This is a genomic window from Kribbella sp. NPDC055110, from assembly GCF_053607525.1.
The window spans coordinates 1-13,039 of the sequence record NZ_JBSGTS010000016.1; the positions used below are offsets into that span (position 1 = coordinate 1).

12 protein-coding genes are annotated in these 13,039 nt (G+C 69.0%); 5 read left to right on the forward strand and 7 right to left on the reverse strand.

Translation table 11 applies throughout. From position 1 onward, the window contains the following. Positions 1–90: 90 nt before the first annotated feature. The gene (locus tag ACWF0M_RS23860) at positions 91–1,494 is read right to left on the reverse strand and encodes a mycothione reductase (RefSeq protein WP_452237903.1); all 1,404 of its coding nucleotides are present in this window, start codon (positions 1,492–1,494) and stop codon (positions 91–93) included. 113 nt (positions 1,495–1,607) lie between these two features. Here ACWF0M_RS23860 and ACWF0M_RS23865 point away from each other — a divergent pair, with 113 nt between their 5' ends. Next, positions 1,608–2,276: a DUF4429 domain-containing protein gene (locus ACWF0M_RS23865; RefSeq protein ID WP_452237904.1), complete on the forward strand. Its 669-nt coding sequence runs from the start codon at positions 1,608–1,610 to the stop codon at positions 2,274–2,276. Here ACWF0M_RS23865 and ACWF0M_RS23870 read toward each other — a convergent pair. Both ACWF0M_RS23870 and ACWF0M_RS23875 read right to left on the reverse strand, forming a co-directional pair. Continuing rightward, positions 2,273–3,604 carry an MFS transporter gene (locus ACWF0M_RS23870; RefSeq protein WP_452237905.1) on the reverse strand — a complete coding sequence of 444 codons (1,332 nt, stop codon included), beginning with the start codon at positions 3,602–3,604 and terminating at the stop codon, positions 2,273–2,275. The genes ACWF0M_RS23865 and ACWF0M_RS23870 overlap by 4 nt on opposite strands. Further along, positions 3,601–4,050, reverse strand: a complete 450-nt coding sequence (locus ACWF0M_RS23875; protein ID WP_452237906.1) for a MarR family winged helix-turn-helix transcriptional regulator — start codon at positions 4,048–4,050, stop codon at positions 3,601–3,603. The genes ACWF0M_RS23870 and ACWF0M_RS23875 overlap by 4 nt, the downstream gene beginning before the upstream one ends. Positions 4,051–4,132: 82 nt before the next feature. Between ACWF0M_RS23875 and ACWF0M_RS23880 the strand changes: the two genes are divergently transcribed. Continuing rightward, positions 4,133–5,215 (forward strand): hypothetical protein, encoded by a 1,083-nt coding sequence (locus ACWF0M_RS23880; protein WP_452237907.1) that lies wholly within the window; start codon positions 4,133–4,135, stop codon positions 5,213–5,215. Between the two features lie 151 nt (positions 5,216–5,366). Here ACWF0M_RS23880 and ACWF0M_RS23885 read toward each other — a convergent pair whose 3' ends face one another. Continuing rightward, entirely contained in the window at positions 5,367–5,762 is a 396-nt protein-coding gene (locus tag ACWF0M_RS23885) for a Dabb family protein (protein ID WP_452237908.1), read from the reverse strand. Between the two features lie 75 nt (positions 5,763–5,837). On the opposite strand from ACWF0M_RS23885, the gene ACWF0M_RS23890 reads away from it, so the two are divergent. Further along, positions 5,838–6,452, forward strand: a complete 615-nt coding sequence (locus ACWF0M_RS23890; protein WP_452237909.1) for a TetR/AcrR family transcriptional regulator C-terminal domain-containing protein — start codon at positions 5,838–5,840, stop codon at positions 6,450–6,452. Position 6,453: 1 nt separating this feature from the next. Here the strand turns inward: ACWF0M_RS23890 and ACWF0M_RS23895 are convergent, their stop codons facing one another. Continuing rightward, positions 6,454–7,926, reverse strand: a complete 1,473-nt coding sequence (locus tag ACWF0M_RS23895) for an NCS2 family permease (protein WP_452237910.1) — start codon at positions 7,924–7,926, stop codon at positions 6,454–6,456. A gap of 68 nt (positions 7,927–7,994) precedes the next feature. Between ACWF0M_RS23895 and ACWF0M_RS23900 the strand changes: the two genes are divergently transcribed. After that, entirely contained in the window at positions 7,995–8,330 is a 336-nt protein-coding gene (locus tag ACWF0M_RS23900) for a DUF2530 domain-containing protein (RefSeq protein WP_452237911.1), read from the forward strand. Positions 8,331–8,485: 155 nt separating this feature from the next. On the opposite strand, the gene ACWF0M_RS23905 is transcribed toward ACWF0M_RS23900, so the two are convergent. Next, positions 8,486–9,268: a DUF3027 domain-containing protein gene (locus ACWF0M_RS23905; RefSeq protein ID WP_452237912.1), complete on the reverse strand. Its 783-nt coding sequence runs from the start codon at positions 9,266–9,268 to the stop codon at positions 8,486–8,488. A 222-nt stretch (positions 9,269–9,490) separates the two neighbouring features. Here ACWF0M_RS23905 and ACWF0M_RS23910 point away from each other — a divergent pair, with 222 nt between their 5' ends. After that, complete coding sequence (locus ACWF0M_RS23910) at positions 9,491–11,431, forward strand: MFS transporter (RefSeq protein WP_452237913.1); 1,941 nt, start codon at positions 9,491–9,493, stop codon at positions 11,429–11,431. A gap of 57 nt (positions 11,432–11,488) precedes the next feature. Here the strand turns inward: ACWF0M_RS23910 and ACWF0M_RS23915 are convergent, their stop codons facing one another. After that, a complete protein-coding gene (locus tag ACWF0M_RS23915) occupies positions 11,489–13,027 on the reverse strand; it encodes an MFS transporter (protein ID WP_452237914.1) in 1,539 nt (512 codons plus the stop codon). Positions 13,028–13,039 lie beyond the last annotated feature (12 nt).

A 13,039-nucleotide genomic window follows, 5' to 3' on the forward strand; every position in this document is an offset into this window, starting at 1 on the left:
TGCGGGGGCGAAGGTCTCGATGCGGAGCATCGTGGCCTTTGCACCCGTGCGGCGAGGTGCCGTGCCGAGTGCCCCGCAGTAGGCGCTGGATCACCGGCCACGACCTAAGTCCAGTTTGAGCAGGGCGTTCTCGATCAGCTCGGGCATCGCCGGGTGGATCCAGTACTGGCCGCGCGCCATCGTGTACGCGTCCAGCCCGAAGCTCATCGCCTGGACCACCGGCTGGATCACGGTCGGCGCCTGCGGGCCGATCACGTGGCAGCCGATGATCTGCCCGGTCTCCGGGTCGGCGAGCACCTTCGCGAACCCGGTGGTGTCCTCCATCGCCCAGCCGTACGCGATATCGGCGTACTGCTGAACCGCTTTCACATAAGGGATTCCGCGTTCCTGCGCCTGCTCCTCGGTGAGGCCGACGGACGCGATCTGCGGCGAGCTGAACACCGCGTGCGGGACGAAGCGGTGGTCCGCCTCGATCCGGTCGTCCGGGTTGAGCAGGTTGTGCTTCACCACCCGCGCCTCGTGGTTCGCGACGTGCTTCAGCTGGTGCGGGTTCGTCACGTCACCGAGCGCGTAGATGCCGTCGACGGTGGTCTGCTGGTACGCGTCCACGACCACGCGGCCCTCGCGGTCCACCTCGACCCCGGTGGCGTCCAGGTTCAGCAGGTCCGAGTTCGGCTCCCGTCCGACCGCGACCAGGAGCTCGTCGACGATCAGTTCGTCGGCGCCGTCCGGGTGCAGCATCACGAGTTTGATCGAGCCGTCGTCGCGTCGTGCGACCCGGACGGTTTCATGATTGAGCCGTACGTCGTACTTGTCCTGCGCGATCTCCGTGTAGCGCGCGGAGATCTCCCCGTCCTCGAGCCGGAGCAACTCGTTCGAGCGGGCGACGACCGTCACCTCGACCCCGAACGACGAGAACACGTGCGCGAACTCGGCCGCGACGAACCCGCTGCCGATGATCGCCAGCCGACGCGGCAGGTCGTCCAGCCGCATGATCGTGTTCGAGGTATGGAACCCGGTCTCCTCGAGCCCCGGGATCGGCGGCACGATCGGCCGGCTGCCGGTGGCGAGCACGAACTGGTCGGCGCTGAACACGCTCGTCGACCCGTCCTTGTTGTCGACGGTCAGCTCCTTGAACCCGGTGAACCGGCCGGTCCCGTCGTACACATGAACGTTCGCGTTGTCCGGGTTGTGGTGCCGGTACTCCGAGCCGCCTTCCGCGATCGGATCGATCCGGCCGAAGATCCGGTCCCGGACGTCGGTCCAGCGGACGTCGAGCAGTTGCTCGTCGACGCCGTACCGCGAACTCACCGACGGGGTCGCGGCCACGTCTGCGGCGTGCACGAACATCTTGGTCGGGATGCACCCGACGTTCAGGCAGGTGCCGCCGAACGTACCGCGCTCGACGATCGCCACCTTCCGGTCGGCGAACCGCCGGTTGACGATGGTGTTACCGGAGCCGGTCCCGATGATGACGAGGTCGTAATGGGTCACGCCCCATTCTGACCCTTACGGCCAAGGACCCGGCACCGGACCACACACCGGACCCTGCACCGGACCGTGCACCGGACCTGCGCTGGACCCGCGGACGAGGAAAGATAGGGCGGGTGGCAGGTGGTGAGCTGACGAGCACGTACGGCACGGTCGTCTGGGACGGCATCGGAACCCTCCGGGTGCGGTACGGCGGGACGCTCTTACGATCTCGCCTGGGCGAGCGGATCGTGCCCATCGAGGCGCTGCGCACCGTGGAGGTCACCGACGCGGGGCTCCGGCTCGTCCTCCGCGAGGGCGCCGACCCGCTGCAGTCGGTGACGCAGCCGATCGAGCTCTACGACTTCCCGGGTGTCGACCACGATGCGGCCGCGGGGATCGCCCGTGACATCGGCCAGGCTCTCGTGCGTCGCGACGTACCGGCGACGGCTGCCACCGCGTGGCTCGTCGCGCCACCGGCCGCGCCCGACCGGATCGAGGGGCGGGACGCGACGCTCGCGGTGGCGGGCGGGCGGCTCACGTTCAAGTACCACCGGTCCGCGAGCCGCCGGAAGAAGGCGCTCGGCGATCCGTGGTCGGTGCCGCTCGGGGACATCGTCGACGTCGAGTGGGCGCCGGCGCAGGGCGGTCTCGGCGCGCGTGGATTCCTCCGAATCACCACGGCCGCAACCCCCGACGTACGCCCGAAACCGAGACACGACCCGGCCGCAATGCTCACTCGGCGCCCTGCTGAGGCCGACGCCCTGTTCTTCGCCGCCCGCCTACTGACGCGCATCCGCCCCTAGGCGGACGCGACCTGGTGCCCGATGTCCTTCTTCGGAAGGTCGGCGGCGTCGACGACTGCTTTCTCGCCGAGTAGTTCGGTCTGGGGCAGGACCTCGAGGTGGGGGCGCGGGAGCAGCCGCGGGCGGATCGCGAGGCCGCGACGGCGGGAGAAGTACAGCACCGAGCCGACCGCGCCGACCACGGTGAGCCCACCGCCGACGATCAGCGACCAGCGGGCGCCCATCACCTGCCCGATCCAGCCGATGAACGGCGACCCGAGCGGCGTACCGCCCATCAGAACCGTCATGTACAGCGCCATCACCCGGCCGCGCATCGTCGGCTCGATGCTCAGCTGCATCGTCGCGTTCGCCGACGTCAGCATGGTCAGCGACGTCAGCCCGACCAGCGGCAGCACGAGCGCGAACGTCAGGTACGTCGGCATCAGCGCACTCACGATCTCGAGCAGACCGAATGCCACCGCCGCACCGATCACCAGCCGCGCGCGGATCCGCACCCGCCGGGCCGCGAGCAGCGCGCCGGACAGCGAACCGATCGCCAGGATCGAGCCGAGGATGCCGTACTCCCCCGCACCCTTGTGGAACGCGCTCGTCGCCATCAGCGCCGAAGTCATCTGGAAGTTCAGCCCGAAGGTGCCGGCGAAGAAGACCGCGACCAGCACCATCATCAGATCGGGCCGCCGCCACAGGTAGCGCATGCCGTCGCGGATCATGCCCTTGTCCCGCGCCGCGACCTTCGGGGTGTGCAGCTCTCCGGTGCGCATCAGTCGCAACGACACGATCACCGCGGCGTACGTGAACCCGTTGATCATGATCACGGGACCGGTGCCGATCCAGTTGATCAGCAGACCGGCCAGCGCCGGGCCGAGCAGCCGGGCCGCGTTGAAGGAGGCCGAGTTCAGCCCGACGGCGTTCGAGAGTTCGTCGCGGCCGACCATCTCGACCACGAAAGCCTGCCGGGTCGGGGCGTCGAACGCCGTACCGACACCGAACAACAGGGCGAGCAGATACACGTGCCACGTCTGCACGACGCCGGCGATCGTCAGACCACCGAGGATCAGGGCGACGGTGGCCATCGCGATCTGGGTGAGCGTCAGCACGGTCCGCTTCGGGAAGCGGTCGGCGACCAGACCGGCGTACGGGCCGAGCAGGAGCGCGGGCAGGAACTGGAGGCCGGTGACGATACCGAGCGCCGTACCGGAATGGGTCAGCTCCAGGACCAGCCAGTCCTGGGCGACCCGCTGCATCCAGGTGCCGACGTTGGAGACGATCGCGCCCGAGGCGTACAGCCGGAAGTTCCGGACCTTGAACGCGCGGAAAGTGGGGCTCATCGAGCCGCCAGTCGTTCGAGAACAGGTGCTGCCTTGCGCAGGATGTCGCGCTCCTCAGGGGTCAGTTGCTTCAGCTTGGTCTGCAGCCACTCGTCGCGGCGCCGGCGGTTCGCCAGGATCAGCTCGTCGGCGCGGTCGGTCAGCTCGACGACGATCTGCCGCTTGTCGGTCGGGTGCGGGCGGCGGACCACCAGACCCGCCTCCTCCATGTTCGTCACGATCCGCGTCATCGACGGCGGCTTCACCTGCTCGTGGGCGGCCAGCTCGCCGATCGTCATCGCCTCGTGCTTGGACAGCGCGCCGAGCACGCTGAGCTGGTTCGCGGTGAGGTCGTGACCGGGCTCACGCTGCCGGCGGATCTGCCGGGACAGCCGCAGGGTCGACGACCGCAGGGCACTCGCCAGCCCGACATCACTCTTCACCTGCTGCGCTACGACTTCGGGCATGTCTTTACCTTAACTCATTACCTTTGCTAAGGAAAACGCTGGACGGCCGGGTGGTATTCCCGAGGCGATAGAGTTCCGCGTCATGGGGACGACGGCCGAGCTGGAGCGGTACGAGCAGCAATTCCGGCGGGCGGGACTGCCGCTGTTCATCGAGGACTTCTCGCCGACGCACGACATCTTCACGCGGGCGGCGCCACTGCTGGTGCTGGTGTTCCTGGCCGAGATGCTCGGCGCCACCTCGCTCGAATGGGTCTGGTGGCAGAACCTGTTGGCCGCGCTCGGCGGACTCTTGGCACTGGTCCTCGGGTTCGGCCTGCTCAACGGGTTGCGCGGACGACCGTTCGGGTCGTTGCCGACCCGCTTCGGGATTCCGGAGCTGATGGTGTTCGTGTTCCTGCCGGCGCTGCTCCCAGTCGTCACGCAAGGACAGGTCAAGCAGTTCTTCGGCGTGGCCCTCGGCAACTTGTTGCTGGTCGGCGTGGTGTACGTCGTGGTCGGCTACGGCTTCATCGCGACCGTCGTCTGGGGCATCCGGCAGCTGGTCCGCGAGCTGGCCAACTCGGTCGCCAGCTTCATCCGGGCACTACCGCTCCTGCTGGTCTTCTCGCTGGTGCTGTTCATGACCGCGGACATGTGGCAGGTGTTCGCGTGGATGCCGGCCGCCTTCATCGTCTTCTCCGTAGTCGCCTTCACACTGCTGAGCACGGTGTTCCTGCTGATCCGGTTGCCGCTGGAGGTGGACGCGATCGAGCGCACCGCCGGCTCCGGTCCGCCTTTGAGCCGGAGCCAGCGGTTCAACGTCAGCGTCAGCCTGGTGATCCGGCAGTGGATGCAGGTGCTCGTGGTGAGCGCCGGCGTCGGCCTGTTCTTCGTTGCCTTCGGCATGCTCGCGATCAGCGAACACATCTACCGGCAATGGGGCGTCGACGCCGGCTCGTGGTCGTACCATGTCGAACTGCTACACCATCCGCTCGTCCTCAGCGCCTCCCTGATCAAGGTCGCCGTCGGCATCGCGAACTTCACCGGGCTCTACTACTCGATCGCATTGCTCACGGACTCGACGTACCGCACGGAGTTCCTCGATCACGTCAGCAACGAGCTCCGCGAACTCTTCACCGCGCGGGCCGAGTACCTCGAACTTCGGCGTACCGCTGAGGGCGTCTGAGGGCTCTGCGTCGTAGCGAGCAGGTGCTCGGCGGAGTGCCTCGGCGTGCTGGAGGGAAGGCCTCGATGTGGTTTCATCGTGGCCTTTCCTCCAGTGCGGCGAGGTGCCCGCCGAGTGCCGCGCAGTAGGCGCAGAGCCCTCAGACGCCCTCTTAGACGTTCGCGCCGAACAGCTCGTCGATGCGGCGGGCCCACTCGGGGTACTGCTCCATCTTGCGGGCGGCCACGCCGTACACGGCCTTGCCGATCTCCGGGTCGCCGTCGTCGCTGAAGCGGACGGCGCTCATCTTCTCGAGCTTGTCGAGGATCAGGTCGTCGCCGCTGAGGTGCACCGGGTCGTGCATGTACCGCTCGAGCGCGTCGAGATCCGGGATCGCCGCCAGGTACGAGTGGGTGAAGCCGTCCTCGGGGTTGCCGAAGTCCTTGCCGACGGCGCCGAACGCGACCGAATCGAGTGCGGCGGTCCGGCGCATCACCGCCAGCACCTCCTCCTGCTCCGCGACACTCACGCCGTCCTTGAACCGGATCCGCAACAGGTTGACGATCATCCGCTCTCCTCCTTAGAAATGCACTGGTCAGTGCATTCTACTGTACGCCGAAGTTCAGCAAGCTACCCTGACCAGGTGACAGCGACCCGCGGACGTATCGACAAGCGCCAGGCGATCCTGGACGCCGCCTTCACGGTCTTCGCCCGCGACGGGTACCGGGCCGCGAGCGTGGACACGGTCGCGGCCGCCGCGGGGGTCGCGAAGCACACCATCTACAACCACTTCGGCGACAAGCAGTCGCTGTTCCGGGCAGCCGTCAGCGCCCTCGCGGACGATGCGCTGACCCGCAACCTGGCGGCGGTCGAGTCGCTGCGCCCGGACCGCGACCCGGCGGAGGCGCTGACCGAGGTGGGCCGGAAGCTCGCCGAGTGCTACTGCGACGAGAAGTCGTGGGCGCTCCGACGGCTGCTGCACGCAGAGCTCGCGAGCATGCCGGAACTCCAGGACATCGTGCGGGAACGCGCCACGGACAAGGTCAACGACGCCCTCGCCGACCGGCTGGCCCGGCTCGCGCTGGCCGGCCACCTCCGCATCACGGACCCGGCCGTCGCGGCCGAACAGTTCGGCGCGCTACTGACCGCACCCTTCGACGCCCGGTCCCGCCTCGGCACGCGGAAGGTCCCGGCAAAGGAACTCGCCGAGGTCACGCAGAACGCCGTACAGACGTTTCTGCGTGCCTTCGGCAACTGAATCAGGTCAGCCAGTCGGTCAGCGGGCCGATCGCGAAGTAGACGACGAACAGGGCCGCGACGACCCACATCAGCGGGTGCACCTGGCGGGCCTTGCCGCGGACGGTCTTGAGGATCACGAACGAGACGAAACCCGCGCCGATACCGGCCGAGATCGAGTACGTGAACGGCATCAGCACGATCGTCAGGAACGCCGGGAACGCGACCTCGAGGTCGTCGAAGTCGATGCCCTTCACCTGCGTCATCATCAGAAACCCGACCAGGATCAGCGCCGGCGTCGCCGCCTCGTACGGGACCAGCGTCACCAGCGGCGCGACCACCATCGAGATCAGGAAGCAGATCCCGGTCACCACACTCGCCAGGCCCGTCCGCGCACCTTCGCCGACGCCGGACGCCGATTCGATGTACGACGTGTTGCTCGAGACGGACGCGGCGCCACCGGCGGCCGCCGCGACACTGTCCACGATCAGGATCCGCTGCGAGTTCGGCGGGATACCGTCCTTGTCGTTCAGGCCCGCCTCGGCGCCGATCGCGGTCATCGTGCCCATCGTGTCGAAGAAGTCCGCGAGCATCAGCGTGAAGATCAGCAGCAGCGCCGACACCACACCGACCTTGTCGAACGAGCCGAACAGGTTGAACTCGCCAACCGTGTCCAGGTTCGGTTTCGTGAACCACTGGTCCGGCAACTTCGGCACGCTCAGGCCCCAGCCGCCCGGGTTCTTGTCGGTGCGGGCGCCGATGTTCGCGACCGACTCGATCACGATCGCCAGGACCGTCGCGGCCAGGATGCCGATCAGGATCGCGCCCTTCACCTTCCGGGCGTACAACGTGACGATCAGGATCAGGCCGACCACGAACACCAGCACCGGCCAGCCGCGAAGGTTGCCCCCGACACCGAGTTCGACGGGCGGGCCGCTGAGCGCCGCGGGACGGCGTACGAAGCCCGCGTCGATAACGCCGATGAACGCGATGAACAGGCCGATGCCGACGCTGATCGCGATCTTCAGCTGCAGCGGTACGGCCTCGAACACCGCCTTCCGGAAGCCGGTCAGCACCAGGACCAGGATGATCAGGCCCTCGATGACCACGAGGCCCATCGCGTCCGCCCAGGTCATCTTGGTCGCGACCGAGAACGCGATGAACGCGTTCAGGCCGAGGCCGGTGGCGAGCGCGAGCGGGAAGTTCGCGACCACGCCCATCAGGATCGTGACGATCCCGGCGACCAGCGCCGTCGCGACCGCGACCTTCGCGATCGCCGCCGCCGGGTCGGTGCCGCCGCCGACGAACTGGCCGGTGCCGTCCTTGACGGTGCCGATGATCAGCGGGTTCAGCACGACGATGTACGCCATCGTGAAGAACGTGACCAGCCCGCCGCGGACCTCCCGGCCGAGCGTGGATCCGCGCTGACTGATCTTGAAGAACGAGTCCAGAGGACCGGAACCGGAGCGGGCCGTCGCGGCCTGGGGCGAGCTCATGACCGCATCGTGCCAGTTCCTGCCGGGGAGTTGCGAGTACTAATCGCAAACGAAGCTAAGGTAGTGATGTGACGGAGGAGCAGGAGCCGGCCAGGGAGCGCGCCGAGCGCGCCGACAAGAAGCGCACCGACCCGACCAGCCAACTCGCCCGCGGCGAACTGGTGCACGCCGAGGTCAAGCCGCTCGACCTGTCCGGCATCCCCAGCGTCATCACCGGCATCGCCCTATGGGCCGTCGCCGGCGTCGTACTCTTCTTCTTCCGCAACCGCCTCGAGGCCGACGGCCTCGACTGGTGGCTCTGGGTCCCGGTAGCCGGCTTCGGCCTAGGCCTCATAGGCCTCTGGTACTGCAAACACCGCTGGACCGCCATCCAAGCAGGCCACCGCCCCGCCACCGAAGACTGACCCATCCAACACCGCCAAGCTGACGGCTCCCCGCGCCGCCTCCGGCTGGCCGGTCCGGCGCCGGACCCTGGGTACCCTCTGCGGGGCCGTTGAACAGGTTATTGCCTGTTCAGAGGCACGGCGGGGTGTTCGCTGCCACGGGTTGCGGCGTGGGTTCAGTCGTCGGTGGGGGTTAGTTCGAGGGTGTCGTAGCCGGTGGTGTCGAAGGCGTGGTCGGGGGTGGGGGGTTCGGCGAGGTCGATGGTGGCGTCGGAGTGGGCGCCGCAGCCGTAGTCGTAGGCGACTACGTGGGCCTCTCCGGGGGCCATTTCGTTGGCGCAGACGCCGAAGGCCTGGCCGAGGCTGTCCGCGAGGCGGATCCAGTAGCCGCACGAGAAGCACTTGTACGGGACGGCCTGGGCGATCGCGGACGTCGGGCCGAACTCCCCCGCGTACCAGCGCTCCGCGGCCTCTTCACGTCCGAACGGCGAGAGCACGCGCTCGCGACCGAGGCCGAGCTCCTCGACCACCGTGAGCACGTCCTCCGGTGCGTCGGCGGTGTCGGTGAACCCGGGCTCGAGGCGCGGGTCGTCGGCGTGGGTCGGGAACAGGTCGCCGGGGCGGAGGTCGCCGGGCTGGACGCGTTCCGACCACGGGACCCACTCGGGCGCGACGACGGCCTCGTCGCCGGGCAGCATCACGACCTCGTTGATCGTGACGGTCTTGGCGCGCGACGCACGGGTCACCGTGACGGCCCAGCGCCAGCCGCGGTACCCGGGGTGGGTGGAGGCGAAGTAGTGGGTGACGAGGCGCTCGCCCTCGACCAGATGACCGAGGTGCTCCCCGACCTGCGCGGCGCCGGCCTCGACGATCGCGGCCTCGCGGGCCGGTCCGACCGCCGCGACGCAGACGGCGTCGGGCTTCGCACGTACCGGTTCCGGGCTTTTGACGGGAGTCACAATCGCCCATTCTCGCACGCCGCCCGCCGTACGCCGAACCACCGTCACCCACCCGCGATCCAGGGGCCGCGCGGAGACGTAGCGTCGTCCCGCAGAGTACTGCGCAAGGTGGAGAAGGGAGGCCGCTGGGCGACGCGCAGCAGGCGTCATCTCTCGGTGCGACCTCTACGCGCGTACGCGCCGTGGCTGCCGTCTGTCCCCGGCAGGAGGCAGGATGGTTCCATGCACACCCCCGACCCCGCCGACCCGAAGGCGACTCCCGGTGGAAACGCCGCGGGCGGTCAGTCGCGCGGCGAATCGGCGAGCGGTCGCCGGGACGCGGGTGACGCACGAGCCAGTGCGCGGAGCCCTGGGGGGCGCCCAACGGGTGAAGGCTCAGCGGGCGATGACAGTGCGAAGGGCGCCGGGAAGTCGACCGGCGAGCGGTTGACCGAAGCCCGCGAGCGAGTCGGGAGTGCGGGGAAGAAGGTCGGGCACGCCTCGAAGGTTGGGGCCGAAGGGGTTGCTTCGGCATCGAAGAAGGCTGCTGAGGTCGGCGGCAAGGTCGGGCGCGCGACCGGGCGCCGGATCCGCGGGCTGACCAGCGCCCAAGGCGCAGGCGAATCAGGCCTGTCGCGGCTGATCGAGCTGGGTGCGGTGAACGCGGCAGGTGACACAGCGTTCGCGGTCTCGCTCGCAGGGACGGTGTTCTTCACCGTGCCGAGCGATCAGGCGCGCGACCGCGTTGCGCTGTTCCTGTTGCTGACGATGGCGCCGTTCGCGTTGATGGCGCCGCTGATCGGCCCGATCCTCGACCGGTTCCGGCACGGTCGCCGCTGGGCGATCGGCGCGACCCTCGGCGTTCGCGCGTTCCTGGTCTGGAGCCTGGCGTCGTCGATCTCCGGCCACGGTTCGGCCTGGCTGTACCCGGCCGCCCTCGGTTGCCTCGTCGCATCCAAGGCGTACGGCGTGACGCGCGCCTCCGCCGTACCGCGGCTGCTCCCCAAACAGATCACGCTCGTCACGGCCAACTCCCGGATCTCGCTCGCGGGTGTCGCCGGCGCGACCATCGGCGCCGGGATCGCCGGCGCGTTCGCCGCGATCGGCCCGCAGTGGTCGCTGCGCTGGGCCGCGCTGGTGTACATCGTCGGCCTGGTGCTCGCGATCCGGCTGCCGTCTGCGGTCGACTCCCCCACCGACGAAGAAGTGACGGGTACGGCGGGACGCGACGCACGCCGCCGCGCGATCACCGCCGCGGTGGCTCGCGGGATCCGGTGCAACCTGGGACTGCGGTTCGTGTCCGGGTTCCTGACCATGTACCTGGCGTTCCTGCTCCGCGACCAGCCGATCAGCGGGGTCAAGGGCGCCGTCGCGGCCGGCGCGGTGATCGCCGCGGCCGGGATCGGGAACAGTGCCGGCACGCTCCTCGGATCGTTGCTCAGGTCACGCAAACCGGAAGCCGTCGTACTCGTCGTACTGCTCGCCGACGCGACCGTCGCAGTCGCGGTCGCCGTGCTGTACGGCCTGCCGATCCTGATCGCGCTCGGCCTCGTCGCGGGTCTGTGCAGTTCGCTCGGCAAGCTGTCGCTGGACGCGATGATCCAGCGCGACGTCCCGGAATCCGTGCGTACGTCGGTGTTCGCGCGATCGGAGACGGTGCTGCAGCTGGCGTGGGTGCTCGGTGGCGGATGCGGGATCGTGATGCCGCTGATCCCCCGACTCGGGTTCGGGTTCCTCGCGGGCGTCCTGCTGATCGCCGTGTTCCTGGTACTGCGGATGCGCCCGTCTTCCCGCCAGACGCCGGAGACGCTTCGCCCGGGCGGTCTCGGTGGACCGCGCACCGACGCACACGCCCCTGGGCACGCGCCCGAGCGTCAGCGTCCGCGCGCCGACCAGCACTCGGGGAGCACGTCGCGGACGATCCTCAGCGTCGCCGAGCAGCGCGCGAACCGCGAGCGCCGCTCGACCTCGCACGACGAGCCGACCGTCGAATGGCGGACCGGCGACGAGAAACCACCGCCCGAACAGCCCATGGGCCGCTGGTGGAGCGGTCAGCCCGACGAGGACGAGAACACCGGCGAGAACACAACGCCCTGGTCGGAAGAACCAACCGTCGAACGCGACCGGAACCACCCCTCCAATCGCCGCCCCGGCGGCGAACCCCCACGCCGCCCACCCCGCTGACAGGACACGGCAGCGGCCGAGTGGAGAGTTCGACTCGGCCGCCGCTGGTTGCGGGGTTCAGGCTGCAGAAACTAAGTCAGCCTCCTCGGTAGGAGCGGAGGTGTGGGTGGTGCCGCGGAGGGTGAGGGTGGTGGCTACTGCGGTCGCGAGGAGGAGTACGGCGCCGACCAGCGCGACGACGCTCATGCTGTGGGTGAAGGCGTGGCGGGCAGTGGCCAAGACCGTGTCGGCCAGTTGCGCGGGCAGGTGGGCGGCTGCGGCAGTCGCCGCGGGCAGACCCGCGCGGACAGGGGCCGCGACACCAGCCGGCAGGTTGGACGGGATGTCGGCGCGGTAGACCGCCGTACCGATCGATCCGAGCACCGCGATCCCGAGGGCCCCGCCGAATTCCGCGCACGTCTCCATCACAGCGGACGCCGAGCCGGCGCGCTCCGGAGCCACCGAACCGACGACGGCCTCGGTCACCAGAGTCATCACCATCACCAGACCGGCGGCCAGCAGACCGGCACCGGCGAGCGGCACTGCCAGCGACGAGTCGACGTGGACCTGGGTGAGTACGCCGTACCCCGAAGCCGCGAGGACGAACGCGCCACCGATCACGTACGCGCGGTCCAGCTTCCCGGCGAGCGCGGTGGCGAGCGGAGCCGCGCCACCGACCAGCACCGACGGGGCCAGCGACCAAAGCGCCGCCTTCAGTGGGCTCAGACCGTGCACCAACTGCAGGTACTGGGTCAGGAACACCGCGTTGCCCACGAGCGCCAGGGTCCCGATAGTGTTCGCCGCCAGCGACCCGCTGAACGCGCGGTTCCGGAACATCGACAGGTCGACCATCGGGTGCGCCGCGGTCCGCTGCCGCTGCACGAACAGCACCCCGAACACCAGCCCACCCACGATCGCCACCACCGGCACGACCGCCGCACCATGAGCGGCCAGCTCCTTGATCCCCCAGATCACCGGCAGTACGGCGGCCAGCGACAGCACCGAACCCAGCAGGTCGAACCGCCCGCGTACCGGAGCCTTGAACTCGGGCAGCAGCACCGGCGCGAGGACGACCAGCAGAACCATCGCCGGGGTGTTGATGAGGAACACCGAACCCCACCAGAAGTGCTCCAGCAGGAACCCGCCGAGCACCGGACCGAGGGTGATCCCGCCCATCATCACCGCGCTCCAGAACGCGATCGCCTTCGACCGCTGCTTCGGGTCGTGGAACATGTTCCGGATCAGCGCCAGGGTCGACGGCATCAGAGTCGCGCCGCCGATCCCGAGCAGGGCACGCGCCGCGATCAGCTGCTCCGGGTTCTGCGCGTACGCCGCCGCGACCGAGGCGACCCCGAACCCGATCGCGCCGAACAGCAGCAGCCTGCGACGGCCGATCCGGTCCCCGAGCGAGCCCATGGTGATCAGCAGGCCGGCCAGCACGAATCCGTAGATGTCGAAGATCCACAGCTGCTCGGTCGCGTTCACGCCGAGGTCCGCGCTGATGAACGGAACCGCGAAGTACAGCACCGACACGTCCATCGAGACCAGTAGCAGCGGCAGCGCGAGCACACCGAGCGCGATCCACTCCTTGCGTCCCGCCCGTTCTGTCGAACCCATGACACCCCTCCG

Bases quoted from the DNA above. Each gene is read 5' to 3' on its own strand.
- ACWF0M_RS23870 (WP_452237905.1), bottom strand. From the start codon at position 3,604: ATGAGCCCCACTTTCCGCGCGTTCAAGGTCCGGAACTTCCGGCTGTAC.
- ACWF0M_RS23875 (WP_452237906.1), bottom strand. From the start codon at position 4,050: ATGCCCGAAGTCGTAGCGCAGCAGGTGAAGAGTGATGTCGGGCTGGCG.
- ACWF0M_RS23880 (WP_452237907.1), top strand. From the start codon at position 4,133: ATGGGGACGACGGCCGAGCTGGAGCGGTACGAGCAGCAATTCCGGCGG.
- ACWF0M_RS23885 (WP_452237908.1), bottom strand. From the start codon at position 5,762: ATGATCGTCAACCTGTTGCGGATCCGGTTCAAGGACGGCGTGAGTGTC.
- ACWF0M_RS23895 (WP_452237910.1), bottom strand. From the start codon at position 7,926: ATGAGCTCGCCCCAGGCCGCGACGGCCCGCTCCGGTTCCGGTCCTCTG.
- ACWF0M_RS23910 (WP_452237913.1), top strand. From the start codon at position 9,491: ATGCACACCCCCGACCCCGCCGACCCGAAGGCGACTCCCGGTGGAAAC.
- ACWF0M_RS23915 (WP_452237914.1), bottom strand. From the start codon at position 13,027: ATGGGTTCGACAGAACGGGCGGGACGCAAGGAGTGGATCGCGCTCGGT.